The following is a 20508-nucleotide window of genomic DNA, read 5'->3' as shown; positions in this document are numbered from 1 at the left end:
CGCCGGGGGGCGAGACGGAGGCAAGACGGAATTCGACCGGACCGCTGCTTGCGAGTGCGGTCAGAACAGGCGGATTGATCGATGTCGACGAGGCTACCGGTTGCAGGTTCATCGTCCTCCAGGAAGGCGGGCAAGGCGGCGCGCACCGTCACGCTCAGGAGCCCGCTCGGCTATCGGCTGCTCGAGCCGCGCATGGTGTTCGACGGCGCCGCGCCTCATACCGAGGCGCATGGCCAGGCCGCGGCCGAACCAGGAGCCGGCGGGGCGGTTGCCGGCGCGGCGGCGGAGGCCGCCGGCCAGCCGCATGGATTGCCTGCGGCAGCTGATCATGGCGGGCAGGGCCAGAACGCGGGCTCCGATGCTGGGCGGCATGCCGGCCAGCCGGTCGCGGCCAATGCGCATCAGGAAAGGGCGCCGACACCGCTCGCCGAAGCCGCCGGCCAGGGCGCGCCGCAGGGGAGCGATCCCGAGGCCAGCGGTGCGGCGCAGGGCGCGAATGGCGCCGCGGCGCTCTCGCTGCGCAACGACCACGACTCTCATCGGATACAGCGGGATCCGATGCCGGGCGAGCGGAGTGCACGCGAGGCCGTCGCCGTGCAGGCTCCGGGAATGGACATGCTGACCGGCCAGCGGGAGCACCCGGCCGACAGCGGGCCGGGGACCGGTGCGGTCATCGTGTTCATCGACGCCGGTGTTTCGGACAAGGCGACTTTGACTGCCGGTATCGCGCCGGGCGCCATCATCGTCGAAATCGACGCCAACCGCGACGGACTGCAGCAGATCGCCGAAACCGTGCGGGGCTATAGCAACGTCGCCAGCATCCAGATCATCTCGCACGGCGACGTCGCCGAGTTTCGGCTCGGCGACGCGACGTATACCAACGCCAATATCGCCCAGTTCTCCGCGGTATTGTCCGAGATAGGCAGCTCGCTGTCGCGGGACGGGGACATTCTCATCTATGGCTGCAAGGTCGGGAGCGGGGCGAGCGGCGAAGCGCTCGTCGATACGCTGGCGGTCCTGACCGGGGCTGATGTCGCCGCGTCGGAGGACATGACGGGCGCGGCCAGCCTCGGCGGGGACTGGGCGCTCGAATACCGGACCGGAACGATCGAGAGCGCCGTCGCGATTTCTCAAGCCGCACAAGCGGCCTGGGACCATCTGCTTCTGCCGCCGTCCATCACGCTGAATTCCGGCAATCTGGTTGCGAACCCGTCATTCGAGACGACGACGAACTGGACGAGCAATGTCGGGGCGCTCGAGACCAATCCGCCGTCGACCTACGGCGTTCCGTCGAGCGGCTTCGGTTCGCGCGTGGCGGAGGTCGAAGGCGCCTTCAACGCGACGACCATATCGCAGACGATCACGACGGTCGTCGGCCAGACCTATACCTATTCGGTTCTGGCGGTCACGCGCTCGGGCAACACAGCAGACCGGGGCATCCTCCTGGTCAATGGCGCGTCGGTTCTGAACTTCACGACCGGCTCGACCTGGCAGACCTACTCCGTCACGTTCACGGCGACATCGACCTCGACCACGATCGGCATTCAATCGAATGGCTCGTCGGGCGGCCTTTCGTCGCCCACCGACGGCTCGGGCCTGATCGTCGACAACGTCCAGGTCGTGCCGACAAACTACGCGGCGGCTTATACGGAAGGCGGGACGCCGGTCGCGATCGCCGATGCGGCATCGCAGATCAACGATCCCGACAGCACGAACATGGCCTCGGCCACCATCGTCCTGACCAACGAGCAGGCGGGAGACCGCTTCCGGATCGGTGGTGCCACCGGAACGATTCTGTCGAACGGATCGACCGGCGCGATCAATGGCCTGACCTACACGGTCGTCGACAACGGCACGAACATCACCATCACGCTGACGGGATCGGCGACGAAAGCCGTCTATGCGGACACGATCGAGACCATCCATTTCGAGTCGACTTCGGTCAATCCGTCGACGACGCCGCGCACCATCACCGTGAAGGTCAATGATGGGGCTCAAGATTCCAATGTTGCGACGACCACGATCAACGTTGCAGCGATCAACAGCCTGCCGAATGTCGACCTCGATGGTCCGACGACGCCTGCTTCGGCCAACGGCATTACCAACGGCGGCTTTGAGAACGCCGGCACCGGATGGACCTCGGCGCAGGCCTCCGGCGTTTCAGGTCCGATAACCTATCCCGCCGCGGCAAATTCTCCGCTCACGACAGGCCCCTTCGGTGCAAGCACGGGCAGCGGCGTTCAGATCTTCACCGATACGGATGGTGCGATCGGCACAGGGAAAGTGCTGCTGCAGAACACGACGGCCGTCACGCTGACGCAAGGGCTGCAGTACAATTTTTCGTTCGACGTGAGAATGCTGTCGACCTCGCAGCCGGCCGCCGCCAATTTTTCCTGGGTGATCATGGACGCCGCCAACAACGTCGTCATGACCATTCCCGGCACCTACACGACGGGCGGCACCGGAGCCTCCGGCGCGACCACCCTTGCCGTCAATACGTGGCAACAGTTCCAATCGAGCTTCATCAGCGAACTCGCGACGGGGACCTACAAGATCGGTCTCACCTGGGACACGTCGACGACGCTCGGCGATGCGCGGGACGTTCAGATCGATCGTGTCTATCTCGGTCCGGAAGCAACGGGCTGGACGGCGACCTACACGGAGAACGGCACCCCCGTCGGGATCTCGGACATCGACGCGGCTGTTTTGGATGCGGACGGCGCGATTGCTTCCGCAACGATCGTCATCACGAATGGCGTGGCTGGCGACGTGCTCAGCGCGGCAGGCCTGCCGGCAGGCATCACCGCAAGCTACAATGCCGCGACATTTACACTGACGCTGGCGGGCAACGCGACGCCGGCCGACTACGCGGCTGCGATCGCGGCCGTGCGTTTCTCCTCGACGTCGGACAATCCGTCGACGACCCCGCGGACCATCAACGTGACGGTCAATGACGGGACGGTCAATTCCAACACGGCGGTCGCGACGATCAACGTCATCGCTGTCAACGATGCGCCGGTCAACACGCTGCCCGGCACCTTCACGATCGGCGAGGACGGCACGCTGCCCCTTACGGGGCTGTCGGTCGCCGACCCGGATGCTGGCGGCGGCACGATGACGGTGACGCTGTCCGTCGCGTCCGGCTCGCTCACCGCCACGACCGGCGGCGGAGTAAATGTCGTGGGCTCGGGCACCGGCACGCTGACGCTGACCGGCACGCTCGCCAACATCAACACCTTCCTCGCTGGGGCTTCGCGTCCGAGCTACACGCCGGTTGCCGACTTCAACGGCACGGTCCAGCTGACCATGACCACCAGCGACGGCGGTAATAGCGGTACCGGCGGGACGCTGACCGACAGCGACGCCAGCACGATCACGGTCACGCCGGTCGCCGATATCGCCAATGACACGGCGACGACCAACGAAGACGTGGCCGTCACGATCAATGTCGATGCCAATGACAGCTTCGAAAATGCCAGCCATGCAATCACCGCGATCAACGGCACCGCGATTGCCGTCGGCGGTTCGGTGACCGTCGTGAATGGCTCGGTGAGGCTCAATGCCGACGGCACGCTGACCTTCACGCCCACCGCAAACTACAATGGGCTGGCGAGTTTCACCTATACGGTGAGTTCGGGCGGGGTCACCGAGACTGCGACGGTCAATGTCACGGTCAACGCGGTGAACGACGCGCCGGTCAACACGCTGCCCGGCACGTTCACGATCGGCGAGGACGGCACGCTGTCCCTGACCGGCCTGTCGGTCGCCGATGTCGATGCCGGCAGCGGCACCATGACGGTGACGCTGTCGGTGGCTTCCGGTTCGCTGACGGCCACGACCGGAGGCGGGGTGACCATCGCGGGCTCGGGTACCGGCACGCTGACGCTGACCGGCACGCTCGCCGCCATCAATACCTTTTTGGCCGGGGCTTCGCGCCCGAACTATGTGCCGGTGGCCGACTTCAACGGCACGGTCCAGCTGACCATGACCACCAGCGACGGCGGCAATAGCGGCACCGGCGGGGCGCTCACCGACAGTGATACGAGCACGATCACCGTCACGCCTGTCGTCGATATCGCCGACGACACCGCCACGACCAACGAGGACACGCCGGTCGTCATCAACGTCAACGCCAATGACAGCTTCGAGAATCCCGGCCACGCGATCACGGCGATCAACGGCACGGCGATCACGGTCGGCAATTCGGTCGCGGTGGCCGGCGGTTCCGTGATGCTCAATGCCGACGGCACGCTGACCTTCACGCCGACTCCGAACACCAATGGCGCGACGAGTTTCACCTATACGGTGACCTCGGGCGGCGTCACCGAAACCGCGACCGTCAGCGTCACGGTCAATGCGGTCAACGATGCGCCGGTCAACACGCTGCCCGGCACGTTCACGATCGGCGAGGACGGCACGCTGCCGCTAACGGGCCTGTCGATCGCCGACGTCGATGTCGGCGGCGGCACCATGACGGTCACGCTGTCGGTTGCCTCGGGTGCGCTCGCCGCCAGCACCGGCGGTGGAGTAACCATCGCAGGCTCGGGTACCGGAACCCTCACGTTGACCGGCACGCTTGCCGCCATCAACACGTTCCTCGCCGGCGCGTCGAGGCCGACCTACACGCCGGTTGCCGATTTCAACGGCACGGTCCAGCTGACCATGACCACCAGCGACGGCGGCAACAGCGGCGCGGGCGGCACGCTCACCGACACCGATACGAGCACGATAACCGTCACGGCAGTCGCCGATATCGCCAACGACACGGCCACGACCAACGAGGACACGCCGGTCGTCATCAACGTCAACGCCAATGACAGCTTCGAGAATCCCGGCCACGTGATCACGGCGATCAACGGCGCGGCGATCACGGCGGGCGGTTCCGTGGCGGTCACGGGCGGTTCGGTGACGCTCAACGCTGGCGGGACGCTGACCTTCACCCCGGCGGCGAACTACAACGGCGCGGTGAGCTTCACCTATACGGTGACCTCGGGCGGCGTCACCGAGACCGCGACGGTCAATGTCACCGTCGTTCCCGTGAACGATGCGCCGACCCAGATCCTGCCAGGCGCGCAAAGCACGAGCGAGGACGTGTCGCGGGCGATCGCGGGCGTGACGGTCGGCGACGTCGACGGCGACATTCTCACGACGACCCTGACGGTGACGGGCGGTACTGCGACCGTCACGCTCGGCGGCGGAGCCGCGATCTCCGGCAGCGGCACGGCCACGATCACCATTTCGGGGACAGCCGCCCAGATCAACGCCGCGCTCGCCGGCCTCACCTATGTGCCGACGGCCGATTTCAACGGCACGGCCTCCATCGGCATCGCGACCAGCGACGGGACGGCGACGGCGAGCGGCACGGTTTCGATCGCGGTCAGCGCGGTGGCCGACATCACGAACGATTCCGTCGCCACCAACGAGGATACGGCGCTCACCTTCGCGCCGCTCGCCAACGACACGTTCGAAAATCCGGGCCGGACGATCACCGCGATCAACGGCGCTGCCATCGCGGCCGGCGGCACCGTCGCGGTCGCCAACGGCACGGTGCGACTCAATGCCGACGGCACGCTGACCTTCACGCCGGCGGCCGGCTATAACGGCGCGGTGAGCTTCACCTATACGGTGACATCGGGCGGCGTCACCGAAACCGCGACGGTCAGCGTCACCGTCAATTCGGTGAACGATGCTCCGGCGGGCACCGACAAGACCATCACGACCAACGAGGATACGGCCTACACGTTCAGTGCCGCCGATTTCGGCTTCTCCGACCCGAACGATGCGCCGCCCAATACATTGTCCGCCGTCGTCATCACCACACTGCCGACCGGCGGTACGCTGTATCTGTCAGGCACTGCGGTCACGGCGGTGATCTCGGCCGCCAATATCGGCAACCTGACCTGGGTTCCGGTCCTGAACAGCAACGGGACGGGCCTCGCCTCGTTCACCTTCCAGGTGCGCGACAATGGCGGCACCGCCAATGGCGGCGTCGATACCGATCCGACCCCCAATACGATCACCTTCAATGTGACCGCGGTGAACGATGCGCCGGTCAATACGGCGCCGGCCTCGTACCAGACCAACGAGGACACGCCGAAGGTGCTGAACGGCATTTCCGTTGCCGATGTCGACGCCAATGGCGGCATCGTCACCGTGACCCTGTCGGTCGATGCAGGCGGCGTGCTGCAGGCGACATCCGGCGGCGGAGTGACGGTCGCCGGCTCCGGCACGGCCTCGATCACCCTGTCCGGCACGCTCGGCGACATCAACGCCTACCTTGCCGGAAGCTCGGCACCGATCTTTTCGCCGACGGCCGACTTCAACGGGTCGGTCGTCCTGACCATCGTCAGCAATGACGGCGGCAATACCGGCAGCGGCGGACCGCTCAGCGATACCGACACGCGGATCATCACGGTGACGGCCGTCAACGACCCGCCCATCGGTTCCGACGGCAGCCTGACGACGGCGGAAGACACGCTGTTCAACGGGCGGCTGCCGGTCGCGACCGATGTCGACAACCAGCCCCTGACCTATGGCGCCGGCGCAACCGCGCCGGCCCATGGCACGGTGACCATCAATGCCGACGGCACCTATGCCTATCGGCCGGCGGCGAACTACAACGGCACCGACAGCTTCACCTATACGGTGACCGATGGCATCGCGACGGTCGAATATCGGATCACCGTCACGGTGACGCCGGTCAACGATGCGCCGGTGGCAAACCCGGCGACCAACACGACCGCCGAGGACACGGCGCTCGTCGTCAATGCCGCTGGCGGCGTGCTGAGCCATGCCAGCGACATCGACGGCGATCCGCTCTCCGTCACGAGCTTCACGGTGGCGGGAACGACCTACACGGCCGGCCAGACGGCGAGCGGGGCCTGGGGCTCGCTGACGCTTCGAGCCGACGGCTCCTACACCTATCAGCCGGCCGCCAATTTCAACGGAACCGTGCCGCAGGTGATCTATGTCGTCTCGGATGGGACGGCGACCGCCGCCTCGACGCTCGACATCACGGTGACGCCAGTCAACGATCCGCCGGTCTCGACGCCGATTCCGGCCCAGGTCTCCGATGACGGCCAGACGATAACGCCTTTCGACATTTCGGGCCGCTTCTCCGATCCGGATGCGGGCGACACCATGACCTTCTCGGCCTCCGGCCTGCCGGCGGGGCTGACCATGAACGCGGCCGGCGTCATTTCCGGCCGGCTCGACCACAGCGCCAGCCAGGGGGCTCCCGGCGGGGTCTATTCGGTGACGATCACCGCCACCGATGCCGGCGGCCTCACCACGACCCGCACCTTCGCCTGGACCGTGCGCAATCCGGCGCCGGTGGCGCATGACGACACGGTGGCGACCACCGAGAACGCCCCGGTCTCCGGCTCGGTCTTCGCCGACAATGGCGGCGGCGCCGACACCGATCCCGACGGCGATACGATCCGCGTCTCGGCGGTCGGCGGCGCGGCGGCCGGCGTCGGCACGGCGGTCGCCGGCACCGGCGGCGGCACCTTCGTCATCAATGCCGACGGCAGCTACACCTTCCAGCCCGGAACCGACTTCGACAACCTGGCGGCCGGGGCCACCCGCACGACCAGCATCACCTATACGATCTCGGACGGCGAGGGCGGCACGGCGACGGCGACCGTCACCGTGACGGTTGCCGGCGAGAACGATCCGCCGGTCGCGGTCAACGACACGTTCACGACGGCCGAAGATACGCCGGCGACGTTCGACGTGCGGGCGAACGACCGTGATGTCGACGGCGGCACGCTGACGGTGGTGGCGATCAACGGAACGGCCATCTCGGTCGGCCAGACGGTGGCGGTCGCCAACGGCACTGTGACGCTCAACGCCGACGGCCGGCTGACCTTCACGCCGACGGCCAATTTCAACGGCCCGCTGTCCTTCACCTATACCCTGTCGGACGGCGCGGCGACGGCCGTCGCGACCGTCAACGGCACGGTGACGCCGGTCAACGACGCACCGGTGGCGCGCAACGACTCCGTTGCGACCACCGAGAATGCGGCGATCACCGGTTCCGTGCTCGCCGACAACGGCAACGGAGCGGACAGCGACGTCGACGGCGATACGCTGACCGTCAGCGCGGTGAACGGGTCGGCGGCCGGGGTCGGCGCAGCCGTTCGCGGTACGGCGGGAGGCACCTTCACGATCGATCCGAACGGCAGTTTCCACTTCGTGCCGGGTACGGATTTCGACGACCTCGCTGCCGGTGCGACCCGCACGACAAGTGTGACCTATACGATTTCCGACGGCGCCGGCGGCGTCTCGACGGCCACCGTGACCGTGACCGTGACCGGGGAGAACGACGCCCCCGTCGCCGTCGACGACAGTTTCACGACGGTCGAGGATACGGCCGTGACCTTCGACCCTCGGATCAACGACCGCGACGCCGACGGCAATGCGCTGACCGTCACCGCCATCAACGGGACGGCAATCACGGTGGGCACGCCGGCCGCCGTGGCCGGGGGCACGGTGACGCTCGGCGCCGATGGCCGGCTGACCTTCACGCCCACCGCCAATTTCAACGGGTCGCTGGTCTTCACCTATACGGTGTCCGACGGTACGACGGCGGCCGAGGCGACGGTTCGCGGCACGGTGACGCCCGTCAACGATGCGCCGGTCGCGGTCAACGACGCCTTCACGACCTCCGAAGACACGCCCGTCATCATCGACGTCCGCTGGAACGACAGCGACATCGACGGCGATGCGCTGACGGTGACGCAGATCAACGGTGCCAATATCGCGGTCAACGGCTCGATCGCGGTCGCCGGCGGCGTCGTCACGCTCCTGCCCGACGGCACGCTGCGCTTCACGCCCACGGCCAACTTCAACGGCGCGCTGGCCTTCGACTACACGATCTCCGACGGAACCGCGACGGCCACCGCGCGGGTGGACGGAACCGTGACGGCGGTCAACGATCCGCCGGTGGCGGTCGATGACAGCTTCACCACGCCGGAAGATACGCCGGTCATCTTCGACGTCAGGAGCAATGACAGCGATATCGACGGCGACGGCCTCACTGTCACCGCGATCAACGGCGAGGCCGTATCGGTCGGCGTGCCGGTCAACGTCGCCGGCGGCGTCGTGACGCTGCTGGCCGACGGCCGCCTGCAGTTCACGCCCGCGGCGAACTACAATGGCGCGCCGACCTTCACCTATACGGTCTCGGACGGCACGGCCACGGCCGAGGCGACCGTTCGCGGCACCGTGACCCCGGTCAACGATCCGCCCGTCGCCTCCGACGGCAGCCTGACCACGGCCGAGGACACGCTGTTCTCCGGCCGGCTGCCAGCGGCGACGGATGTCGACAACGACACAGTGACCTATGCCGCGGGCACGACCGCCCCGGCGCATGGGACGGTGACGATCAATGCCGATGGCACCTATACCTATATGCCGGCGGCCGATTACAACGGCCCCGACACATTCAGCTTCATCGTCAGCGACGGCCACGGCGGCAGCAACGAATATTACGTGTCGGTGACGGTGACACCGGTCAACGACGCGCCGACGGCAACGCCGATCCCCGATCGGACGGGGGCGGACGGCGCGCTCGAGAATTTCAGCATTTCGGGCTATTTCAGCGATGCCGAAGGCACGCCTCTGACCTTCTCGGCCGGCGCTACCCTGCCGCCGGGCCTGACGATCGATGCCACGACCGGCGTCATTTCCGGGCGGCTGACGGCGGATGCGAGCCAGGGCGGCACGGGCGGCGTCTATACCGTCGCCATCACGGCGTCCGACGGCAGCCTGTCGGTCACCCAGACCTTTACCTTCACGGTCACCAACCCGCCGCCGATCGCGGTCAACGACGCGGTGACGACGGCGGAGGATACGCCCGTCACCTTCGACGTGCGCAGCAACGACCGCGACGGCGGACCGGCGGGCGAGGCGGACAACGATGAGCTCTCGGTCACTGCGATCAACGGAACGGCGATCACGATCGGCAGCTCCGTCGCCGTGACAGGCGGCCGGGTAACCCTGAACCCCGATGGCACGCTGACCTTCTCGCCCAGCGCCGACTATAACGGCACGCCGAGCTTCACCTATACGCTGTCGGACGGGCAGGGCGGCACGGCCAATGCCGTGGTCAATCTGACGATCACGCCGGTGAACGACGGCCCCGTCGCCGGCACGATCGGTGACCACGAAGGCAAGGACGGCACCACCGCTTCGCTCGCGGCCGGCGCCTTCTTCACCGATGTCGACGATGCGCAACTGACCTATTCGGCGACCGGCCTGCCGCCGGGCCTGACCATCGATCCCGCGACCGGCCTGATCAGCGGCACCATCGCGTCCGGCGCTTCCGGCCCGACCGGGCTCACCGCCTATATGGTCAGCGTCACCGCCACCGACAGCCAGGGCGCGAGCGCGACGGCGACCTTCACCTATACGATCGTCAACCAGCCGCCGGTCGCCAATGACGACTTCGCCACGACGGCGGAGGATACGCCGGTCGACATCCCGATCCTTGCCAATGACAACGACCCCGATGGCGATCCCGCGGTGGTCATCCGCGTCAACAACGTCATCCTGACGGTCGGGGGACCCACGGTCTCGACCGCCAACGGCACCGTCGGGCTCGTCGTCGTCAACGGCGTGGAAATGCTGCGGTTCACGCCGAACGCCAACTATAACGGCCAGGAGAGCTTCACCTATACGATCGACGACGGCAATTCCGGCGTCGACACGGCGCTGGTGACCATCACGGTCACGCCGGTCAACGATGCACCGGTCGGCAAGCCGATCCCCGACCAGGATCGCCAGGACAGCCAGGCCTTCACCTATGATCTCTCCGATTCCTTCAGCGATCCCGATCGCGAGGCGCTCAGCTACACCGTGACCGGCTTGCCGGCGGGCCTGACGGTCGACGCCGCCGGCCGCATCACCGGTACGATCGACCGCAATGCGAGCCAGGGCGGTCCGAACGGCGATGGCATCTATGCGGTCACCGTCACGGCGAGGGATGCCGGAGGGCTCACGGCCACCCAGACCTTCCAGATCCGGGTCACCAATCCCGCGCCATCAGCCCATGACGACGCGGTCACGACCAACGAGGATGTGCCGGCGAGCTTCAACGTGCTGACCGGCGCCGGTACGACCGGCGGGGTCGGCGGCGCCGGCGCCGACAGCGACCCGGACGGCGACCCGCTGCAGCTGATCGGCGCGACCGCCGGCAACGGCACCGTCACGTTCCAGCCCGACGGCACGATCACCTATACGCCCAATCCAAATTTCAACGGCACCGACGTCATCAGCTACCGGATCTCCGACGGCAATGGCGGCTTCTCGACGGCGCAGGTGATCGTCACCGTGGTGGCGGTCAACGATCCGCCGGTCGCCTCCCAGATCTCCGACAAGATCGACAGCGACGGCGAAGCCGGCATCTCGCTCGACGTGAAGCCCTTCTTCACCGATGCCGACCATGACACGCTGACCTATGCGATATCGGGCCTGCCGACCTTTCTGAGCTATGATCCGGCGACCGGCATCGTCTCGCTCAACACGGTCGACGGCCGTGTGCCGATGGATGCGAGCGTCAGTGGGCCGCGCGGCGACGGTGTCTATACGATCACGGTGACGGCGAGCGACGGCCATGGCGGCACGGTCAGCCAGACCTTCGCCTGGAGCTTCACCAATCCGCCGCCGACCGCGCATGACGACGTGGATGACGTGTCGGAGGATGGGCCTCAGATCAGGGGCAATATTCTCACCAATGACAGCGACCCGGATGGGGACCCGATCCGCGTGATCCGTGCCGGCGGCGTCGACGTCGCGGCCGGCGCGACGGTTACGCTGACCGGTTCGACCGGCGGCACCTTCACGATCGCCTCGGACGGAACCTATACGTTCGATCCGGCCGGCGCCTTCGACGACCTGCAGGCCGGCGAGACGCGTGTCACGACGATCATGTATCTCGTCCGAGACGCCAATGGCGCCAACAGCGACACGGCGACGCTGACGATCACGGTCACCGGTGCCAATGATGCGCCGATCGTCGATCCCGTGCCCGGCCAGCCGGCCGGCACGCTGCCGCCGCAACATGGCACCGATGGTGCCACCGTCAGCTATGGCGTTGCCGAATTCTTCTCCGATGTCGACGATGCGACGTTGACCTATGCGGTTGTCGGCAGCCTGCCGCCGGGCCTCTCCTTCGACCCGGCGACCGGCACGGTGTCGGGCCGGCTCACCGCCGATGCCAGCCAGGGCGGCACCGGCGGCGTCTACACGCTCACCTTCAGGGCGACGGACGCGCACGGCCTCAGCGTGACGGCGACGCAGACCTTCACCATCACCAATCCGCCACCGGTCGCCGGGAACGACACCGCCTCGACCGACGAGGACACGCCCGTCACCATCGCCGTTCTCGGCAATGACAGCGACGGCGCGCCCGACAGCGATACGCTCACCGTCGTCTCCGCGAGCGCGGCGAACGGCACCGTCGTGATCAATGCCGACGGCACGCTGACCTACACGCCGAACCTCAACTATAACGGCACGGACACGATCACCTACCGGATCAGCGACGGGCAGGGCGGCTTCGCCACCGCGATCGTCACCGTCGACGTCGCCGTGGTCAACGACCCGCCGGCAACGACGCCGATCCCCGATGCGACCCGCCACGACGGCGACGTCATCAATCTCGACATCAGCGGCAATTTCATCGACCCGGAAGGCGATCCGCTCACCTACACGGTGACCGGCCTGCCGCCGGGGCTGAGCTACAATGCCAGTACCGGCGTCATTTCCGGCCGCCTGGCGGCGGATGCGAGCCAGCGCGGCCCGGGGCTCAACGGCGTCTACGAGATCACCGTCATCGCGAGCGACGGCAAGACCGGTGGAGAATCCCAGCCGGTCCGGTTCACCTATACGATCCTCAATGTCGTGCCGGTGGCGAATGCGGATACCGCGACGACGCCCGAGGACCAGCCCATCCTCATCGACGTTCTCGGCAATGATACCGATGCCGACGGCGATCCCGCGGTCGTCCTCAGCGTCGACGGCACGGCGCTGACGGTCGGCGCCAGCGTCGACGTCGCCAATGGCCGCGTCACCCTGGTCGACGACAATGGCCGGCACAAGCTGCTGTTCACGCCGAACGCCAACTACAACGGCGTCGTCTCGTTCAAATATACGATGGGCGACACCAACGGTGGCACCAGCGAAGCGACTGTCAATGTGACGGTCACGCCGGTCAACGATCCACCCGTGGCCGGAACGATCCCGAACCACGCCCAGTCCGACGGCACCACGGTCGACCTCGGCATTGCCGGCTCGTTCAGCGACATCGACGGCGATCGTCTGACCTTCACGATCAGCGGCCTGCCGCCGGGATTGGCCTATGATGCCGATACCGGCCGGATCACCGGCCGGCTGACGGCCGATGCGAGCCAGGGTGGCACCGGCGGCGTCTATACGGTCGTGGTGACGGCGAGCGACGGCAAGCCGGGCAGCACGCCGGCCACCGCCAGCTTCACCTTCACGGTGACCAACCAGCCGCCGGTCGCGACCGACGACACGGTCGTCACCGCCGAAGACACGGCAGTGGTCTTCGACGTCCGCGACAACGATCGCGACGGTGGCACCGGCGGCGAGGCGGATAGCGATGCACTGACCGTCACCATGATCGACGGCCAGGCTGTCACGACCGGCGTCGGGGTGGTGCTGGCGAGCGGCGCCGGCACGGTCACGCGTGGGGCCGACGGCCGGCTGACCTTCATGCCGGCCACGAATTTCAACGGCACGGTGAGCTTTAGCTACACGATCTCCGACGGCCAGGGCGGCACGGCGACGGCCGAGGTCAACCTGACGGTGACGCCGGTGGCCGACCCGCCGACACTCGACCTTGATGCCAATACGCCGGGCACGGGTCATGCGACGACCTTCACCGAGGGCGGCGCGCCGGTGCCGCTGGCCGACGCCTCGGTCGCGGCGGCCGACCCGGAAAACGATATCGTCGCGCTCGACGTGGCGCTGGGAACGGCGGCCGACGGTGCCGCCGAAGTCATCCATCTCAATGGCGGCACCGACATCGTCAGGGGCACGGCCGCGAGCGGCACGGTCACCTTCGGCGGCGTCACCTTCGCCTTCACCTATGACGGCGCCTCGGCGCTGCATTTCCAGAATGCCGCTGGGACGGGCGCGCCGATGCCGGCCGCGGCCCTCGATGCGCTGATCCAGTCGCTGCGCTACGAGAACCGCAGCGACAATCCGACGGCCGGCGACCGCACGCTCGCCTTCACCGTGACCGACAGCACCGGCCTTGCCGCCACCGCCGTCTCCGTCATCACCGTGGTGCCTGTCAACGATGCGCCTGTCGCCGTGGGAGATATGGCGACGACGACCGAGAACAGCCCGATTGCCGGCGCGGCACCCGGCGTGCTCGGCAATGACGGCGACGCGGAGGGCGACAGCTTGACCGTCAGCGCGGTCGGCGGGCTCGCCGGCAATGTCGGCAGCGCCGTCGCGGGCAGCATGGGCGGCAGCTTCGTCATCAACGCCGACGGCAGCTACAGCTTCGATCCGGGCACGGCCTTCGACACTCTCAAGGCCGGCGAGCAGCGGGTGACCAGCGTCACCTACGAGGTTTCCGACGGCAAGGGCGGCTTTGCCACCGCCACGCTGAGCGTGACCGTGACCGGGCTCAATGATCCGCCGGTGGGGGCGGATGCGGAGATCACCACCAACGAGGACGCGGCCTTCGACGGCCGGCTGCCGCAGGCGACCGATATCGACGGCGATGCGCTGACCTATGCCGCCGGCGCGCCTCCCGCCCATGGCAGCGTCACGATCAACACCGACGGCACCTATGTCTACACGCCGACGGCCAACTATGCTGGCCCGGACAGTTTCACCTACACGGTGAGCGATGGCACGGCGAGCGTGACCTATACGGTCCACATCACCGTCGTGCCGGTGCCGGACGCGCCGGTGGCGGGTCCCTTGCCGAACCAGGCGCTGACGGATGGCCAGGGCGGCGTCGCCATCGGCGTTGCCCAGGCCTTCTCCGATCCCGATGCCGGCGACAGCCTGACCTTCAGTGCCACCGGCCTGCCGGCTGGCCTGACCATGGCGGCGGACGGCACGATTTCCGGCACGGTCGACCGCTCGGCTTCGCAGGTCGGCGGCGGCAGCTACCAGGTGGTGGTGACGGCAACCGACACGACCGGGCTGACGGCGACCCAGACCTTCACCATCACGGTGACCAATCCCGGACCGACCGCCGTCGACGACGCGGCGACGACGGGCGAGAACACGCCGGTCACGGGCCGCGTTCTCGACAATGACAGTGATCCCGACGGCGATCCGCTGCAGGTGGTTTCGGTCTCGGGCAGCGCCGGAGGCGTCGGTGCCGTCGTCGCCGGGTCGGCCGGCGGCGCGTTCCGGATCAATGCCGATGGCAGCTACAGTTTCGATCCGGGCGCCGATTTCGACGATTTGGCGGCCGGGGCGACCCGCACGACCAGCGTGACCTATACGATTTCCGACGGGCAGGGCGGCACCGCCGGCGCGACGCTCACCATCACCGTGACCGGCGTCAACGACGCGCCGGTCGCGGGTAATAACAGCCATACGACGCCGGAAGATACCGCGGTGTCGGGCGCGATCAGCGCGCGTGATCCCGAGGGTGCGCCGCTGAGCTACAGTCTCGACGCCCAGCCTGCGCACGGCACCGTGACGCTCGCCGCCGACGGCTCCTACACCTATCAGCCGGCACCGAATTTCAACGGCACCGATACGTTCCAGGTGACGGTGTCCGATGGTGCGGGCGGCACGACGACGGTAACCGTGACGGTGACCGTGACGCCGGTCAACGACGATCCCGTCGCGACGGCGGACGCCGCGACCACCAACCAGAACACGCCGATCTCGGTTTCGGGCGTGAGCGTGCTGGCCAATGACAGCGACCCCGACGGCGATCCGCTCGTCGTCAGCGCGGTTGCCGGCGGAGGGGTCGGCGTGGCGACGGCCGGTTCGACCGGCGGCACTTTCGTGATCAATGCCGACGGCACCTACAGCTTCGATCCGGGAACGGCGTTCCGGGATCTCAAGCCCGGCGAGCAGCGGCTGACGAGCGTCACCTATACTGTTTCGGACGGCAAGGGCGGCACCGCGACAGCGACGCTGACCGTGACCGTGACGGGGCTCAACGACGGGCCGGTGGCGAACAACGACACGGCGACCACGACGGCGGGCACGCCGGTTACCGGCGTCGTCACCGGCAATGATGGCGACGCCGACGGCGATGGGCTGACGGTGGTCGGCGTCGGCGTCGGCACGCCGGTTCGCGGCGTCGGCAATCCGGTGGCCGGCAGTGCCGGTGGCTTCTTCGTCATCCAGGCGGATGGCAGCTACGGCTTCATTCCCGATGCCAGCTTCGCTAATCTGCGGCCGGGGGAAAGCCGCGTCACCAGCGTCGACTATCAGATCTCCGATGGTCGCGGCGGCTTTGCCGTGGCGACTGTCAGCGTGACGGTCCTGGGCGTCAACGATGCGCCGACCGCGGGACCGTTGCCGCCGCGCAACGGCAGCGACGGCCAGGCGGTGAACTACAATCCTGCCTCCGTCTTCTCCGATATCGACGGCGACGTGCTGACCTACAGTGCCAGCGGGCTGCCGCCCGGCCTGATCATGGATCCGACGACCGGCCTGATCTCGGGAACCCTGGCGAGCAATGCGAGCCAGGGCGGATCGGGCGGGGCCTATACGGTGTCGGTGACGGCCACCGATCCCGGCGGGCTCAGCGTCACCAGGACCTTCACCTGGACGGTCACCAACCCGCCGCCGGTTGCCGGCAACGATGCCGTGACCACCGCCGAGGATACGCTCGTCAACGGGTCGGTTACCGGCAATGACAGCGATCCTGACGGGGATGCGCTGACCTACACGCTGGTCACTGGACCGACCAAGGGCTCGATCACCTTCAATTCCGACGGCACCTATTCCTACATGCCGGCCGCGAATGTCACCGGCACCGACACTTTCGTCTATCAGGTCTCGGACGGGCAGGGCGGCACCGCCCAGGCGACGGTGACGATCACCATCACCCCGGTGAACGACCCGCCGGTCGCGGTCGACGATCCGAACAGCTTCACGATCCCGGAGGAGGGCAGCGTCACCATCAGGCCGCTCGCCAATGACAGCGATGTCGAGGGCGATCCGCTGACGATCACCGCGATCGACGGCCAGGCCATTGCTGTCGGCCAGACGGTGACGGTCACCGGCGGCACGGTGACGCTCAACGGCGACGGATCGCTGATCTTCACGGCTGCGACCGATTATTCGGGTACGCCATCCTTCACCTATACGATCAGCGACGGCGTGGCGGCCGCGACGGCAACCGTGTCCGGCACGGTGACGCCGGTGAACGATGCCCCCGTCAATACCTTGCCGGCTTCGCTCAGCGGCACCGAGGATGTCGACCTGCCGATCACCGGCCTCTCCATCTTCGATCCCGATGCCGGCAGCGCGCCGGTGCGGGTGACGCTGAGCGTGCCGGTCGGCACGCTGACGATGGCGGCTGGCGCCGGCATCACCTTCCTGTCGGGAGGTCCCGGCAGCCCCGGCGGCACGGTGGTGTTCGAGGGAACGCTCGACGCGATCAACGCCTATCTCGCGGCTTCGCCGCCGGTCTATACGCCCGTCGCCAACAGCCATGCCTCGGTGACGCTGACCATGACGACGGACGATCTCGGCTCCGCCGGCGATGGTGGTCCGAAGTCCGACACCGATACGATGACCCTCGTCTTCGCCGCGGTGAACGACCCGCCGACAGCTTCGGCCGTGCCGCCGTCGCTGACCTTGGCGGAAGACAGCACCGCCTCGGGTGCCATCGTCGCCGAGGATGTGGACGGCGACACGCTCACCTACGCGCTGACGACGCCGCCGGCCCACGGCACCATTTCGTTCAATTCCGACGGCACCTATGTCTATGCGCCGAACCCGGACTATCATGGGCCGGACAGCTTCTCGGTGACGGTCAGCGACGGCAATGGCGGCACGCTGGTGCTGATCGTTCCGGTCACCGTGACGCCGGAGAACGACGCACCGGTCGGTCGCGACACCGCGATCACCCTGCCCGAAGATACGGTGTCGTCCGGCACCTTGCCGGTCGCCACCGACATCGACGGCGATGCCCTGACCTATGGCCTCGGCACGGGGGCGAGCCACGGCACGGCGACGGTTAATCCCGACGGCACCTACAGCTATCGGCCCGATGCCGATTTCACCGGCACCGACAGCTTCACCTATACCGTTGATGACGGAACGGTCACGGTCACCTATACCGTGACGGTGACGGTGACGCCGGAAAACGACCCGCCGGCGGCACAGGACGATGCCGCGACGACGGCGGAAGACACGCCGGTCATCGTCCATGTCCTGGACAATGACAGCGATATCGACGGCGACGGCCTGACGGTAGTGAGCGCCGACGCTGGCAACGGCACGGTGACGATCAATGCCGACGGCACCATCACCTATCGGCCGAACGCGAATTTCAACGGCACCGACACGATCACCTATCGCATCTCCGATGGGCATGGGGGCACGGCGATCGCGAATGTCGTCGTGACGGTGACACCGGAGAACGATCCGCCCGTCGGCAGCGACGGCACCCTCACGGTGACCGAGGATACGGTCGCGACGGGGACCTTGCCGGCCGCGACCGATGTCGATGGCGATCCCCTGACCTATGACATCGGCTCGCAGGCGAGCAACGGCACGGTCACGGTCAATCCGGACGGCACCTACAGCTATCAGCCGAACCCGGATTTCACCGGCACGGACAGCTTCACCTATACCGTGACCGACGGGACGGTCACGGTCACCTATACGATGACCGTGACGGTGACGCCGGTGAACGATCCGCCGGTTGCACACGACGATGTCGCGGCGACGCGCGAGGATACGCCCGTCGTCATCGACGTGCTCGGCAATGACAGCGACGTCGAGGGTGATCCGCTGACCGTGGTCTCCGCCTCGGCGCTCAATGGCACGGTGACGATCAATGCCGACGGCACCATCACCTACCAGCCCCGGCCCGATTTCAGCGGCACCGACACGATCACCTACCAAGTGTCGGACGGGCAGGGCGGCTTTGCCACCGCCAGCGCGGTAGTGACGGTGACGCCGGTGAACGACCCGCCGGTCTCGGGCGGCATGTCCGTTATGGTCGCCGAGGACACGACGCTGAACGGCAGCCTGCCGCCGGCGACCGATCCGGACGGCGATCCCGTCACCTACGGCCTCGGCTCGCCGGCCGGCCATGGGACGGTGACGGTCAATCCGGACGGAACCTACAGCTATCGGCCAAACCCCGATTTCCACGGCTCGGACAGCTTCACCTTCACCGTTTCGGATGGCACGACGACCTCGACCTATACGGTGACCGTCACCGTCACGCCGGTGAACGATGCGCCGGTCGCCCGCGGCGACACGGCGGTCGTGCCGCAGAATGGCGGCGCCATCATCCCGGTGCTCGCCAATGACAGCGATGTCGACGGCGATCCCTTGACCATTGTCGGCGCGAGCGCCCGGCACGGCAGTATCGTCATCAATGCCGACGGCACGATCGGTTATGTCGCGGCGCCGGGCTATCTCGGCGAGGACGTCATCACCTATCGGATCTCCGATGGTCGCGGCGGTTTTGCGACGGCCGAGCTGCGGATCACCGTGGTTCCGGCCGATACCCACGTGCGGGCGGGCCCCGGGCCGGCGTCAGACCGTGTGCTGCCGCCGGCGATCGAAACATTCGCGCCGGACCTTGCGACCCAGCCCTTCGTGCTCGATGCGCTGCAGGAGCTCGCCGATCTCAAGGGCCTGGCCAGCGGGCTCGCCGCCGACGGCATCGTGGTATCCGCAATCAATGGTCTGGCCAGCCTCGACGGCCTTGCCGGTCGCGCGCCGGTGATCGGTGACGCGGGAGAAAAGAGCGACCTGTCGCGGCCGTCGCAGCTCGAACGGTATCTCGCGCCGATCCCGCCGATCCCCGCCGACGGATTGCCGGAGCCTGCCCAGGGCTTCGTCGTGCGCTTGCCGCTTTCGGACGGGCTGGGCGAGCGCGATCCCCGGTCGGGCCAGATCGTCGTCGAGACGACCATGCACGGCCGGACGATCGGACTGCATCTGGCCGCCCGTGGCCTGCCGGCCGATCTGCGGATCGTCGACTATCGCCTGCTCCAGGCGAATGGCCGGCCATTGCCCGGCTGGCTCGACCGGTCGGCGCGCGACACGTTCTTCGGGCTGATTCCCCCCGACAGTCGCGAGGTCTCGCTGAAGATCGTCGCCATCCTCAACGACGGCCGGACCGTCGAGCGCGATATCCGCATCGATCTCGAGACGGGTGAGGCGAGCGAGGTCCGGGCTGCGGCGCCAGCCGGCCGGCCGCCGCTGTTCCAGGAGAACTTCGTCCCACCGCCGATCCTGCCGGATGCCGATCTCGATGCGCTGGGCGAGGCCTTGCGGCCGTAGCCGCCGGGCCCTCCC

At 67.5% G+C, this 20508-nt stretch carries 1 protein-coding gene; it reads left to right on the top strand.

The window, feature by feature from the left end; genetic code table 11:
- Positions 1–81: 81 nt before the first annotated feature.
- The gene (locus OZ671_RS22740) at positions 82–20493 is read left to right on the top strand and encodes an Ig-like domain-containing protein (RefSeq protein ID WP_268862839.1); all 20412 of its coding nucleotides are present in this window, start codon (positions 82–84) and stop codon (positions 20491–20493) included.
- Positions 20494–20508: the final 15 nt, after the last annotated feature.

Origin of the sequence: Phreatobacter sp. AB_2022a (assembly GCF_026847585.1) — a bacterium.
Classification (GTDB): Bacteria; Pseudomonadota; Alphaproteobacteria; order Rhizobiales; family Phreatobacteraceae; genus Phreatobacter.
The sequence above is the reverse complement of the archived record's forward strand: the minus strand, read 5'-3'. Positions and strand labels throughout refer to the sequence as shown.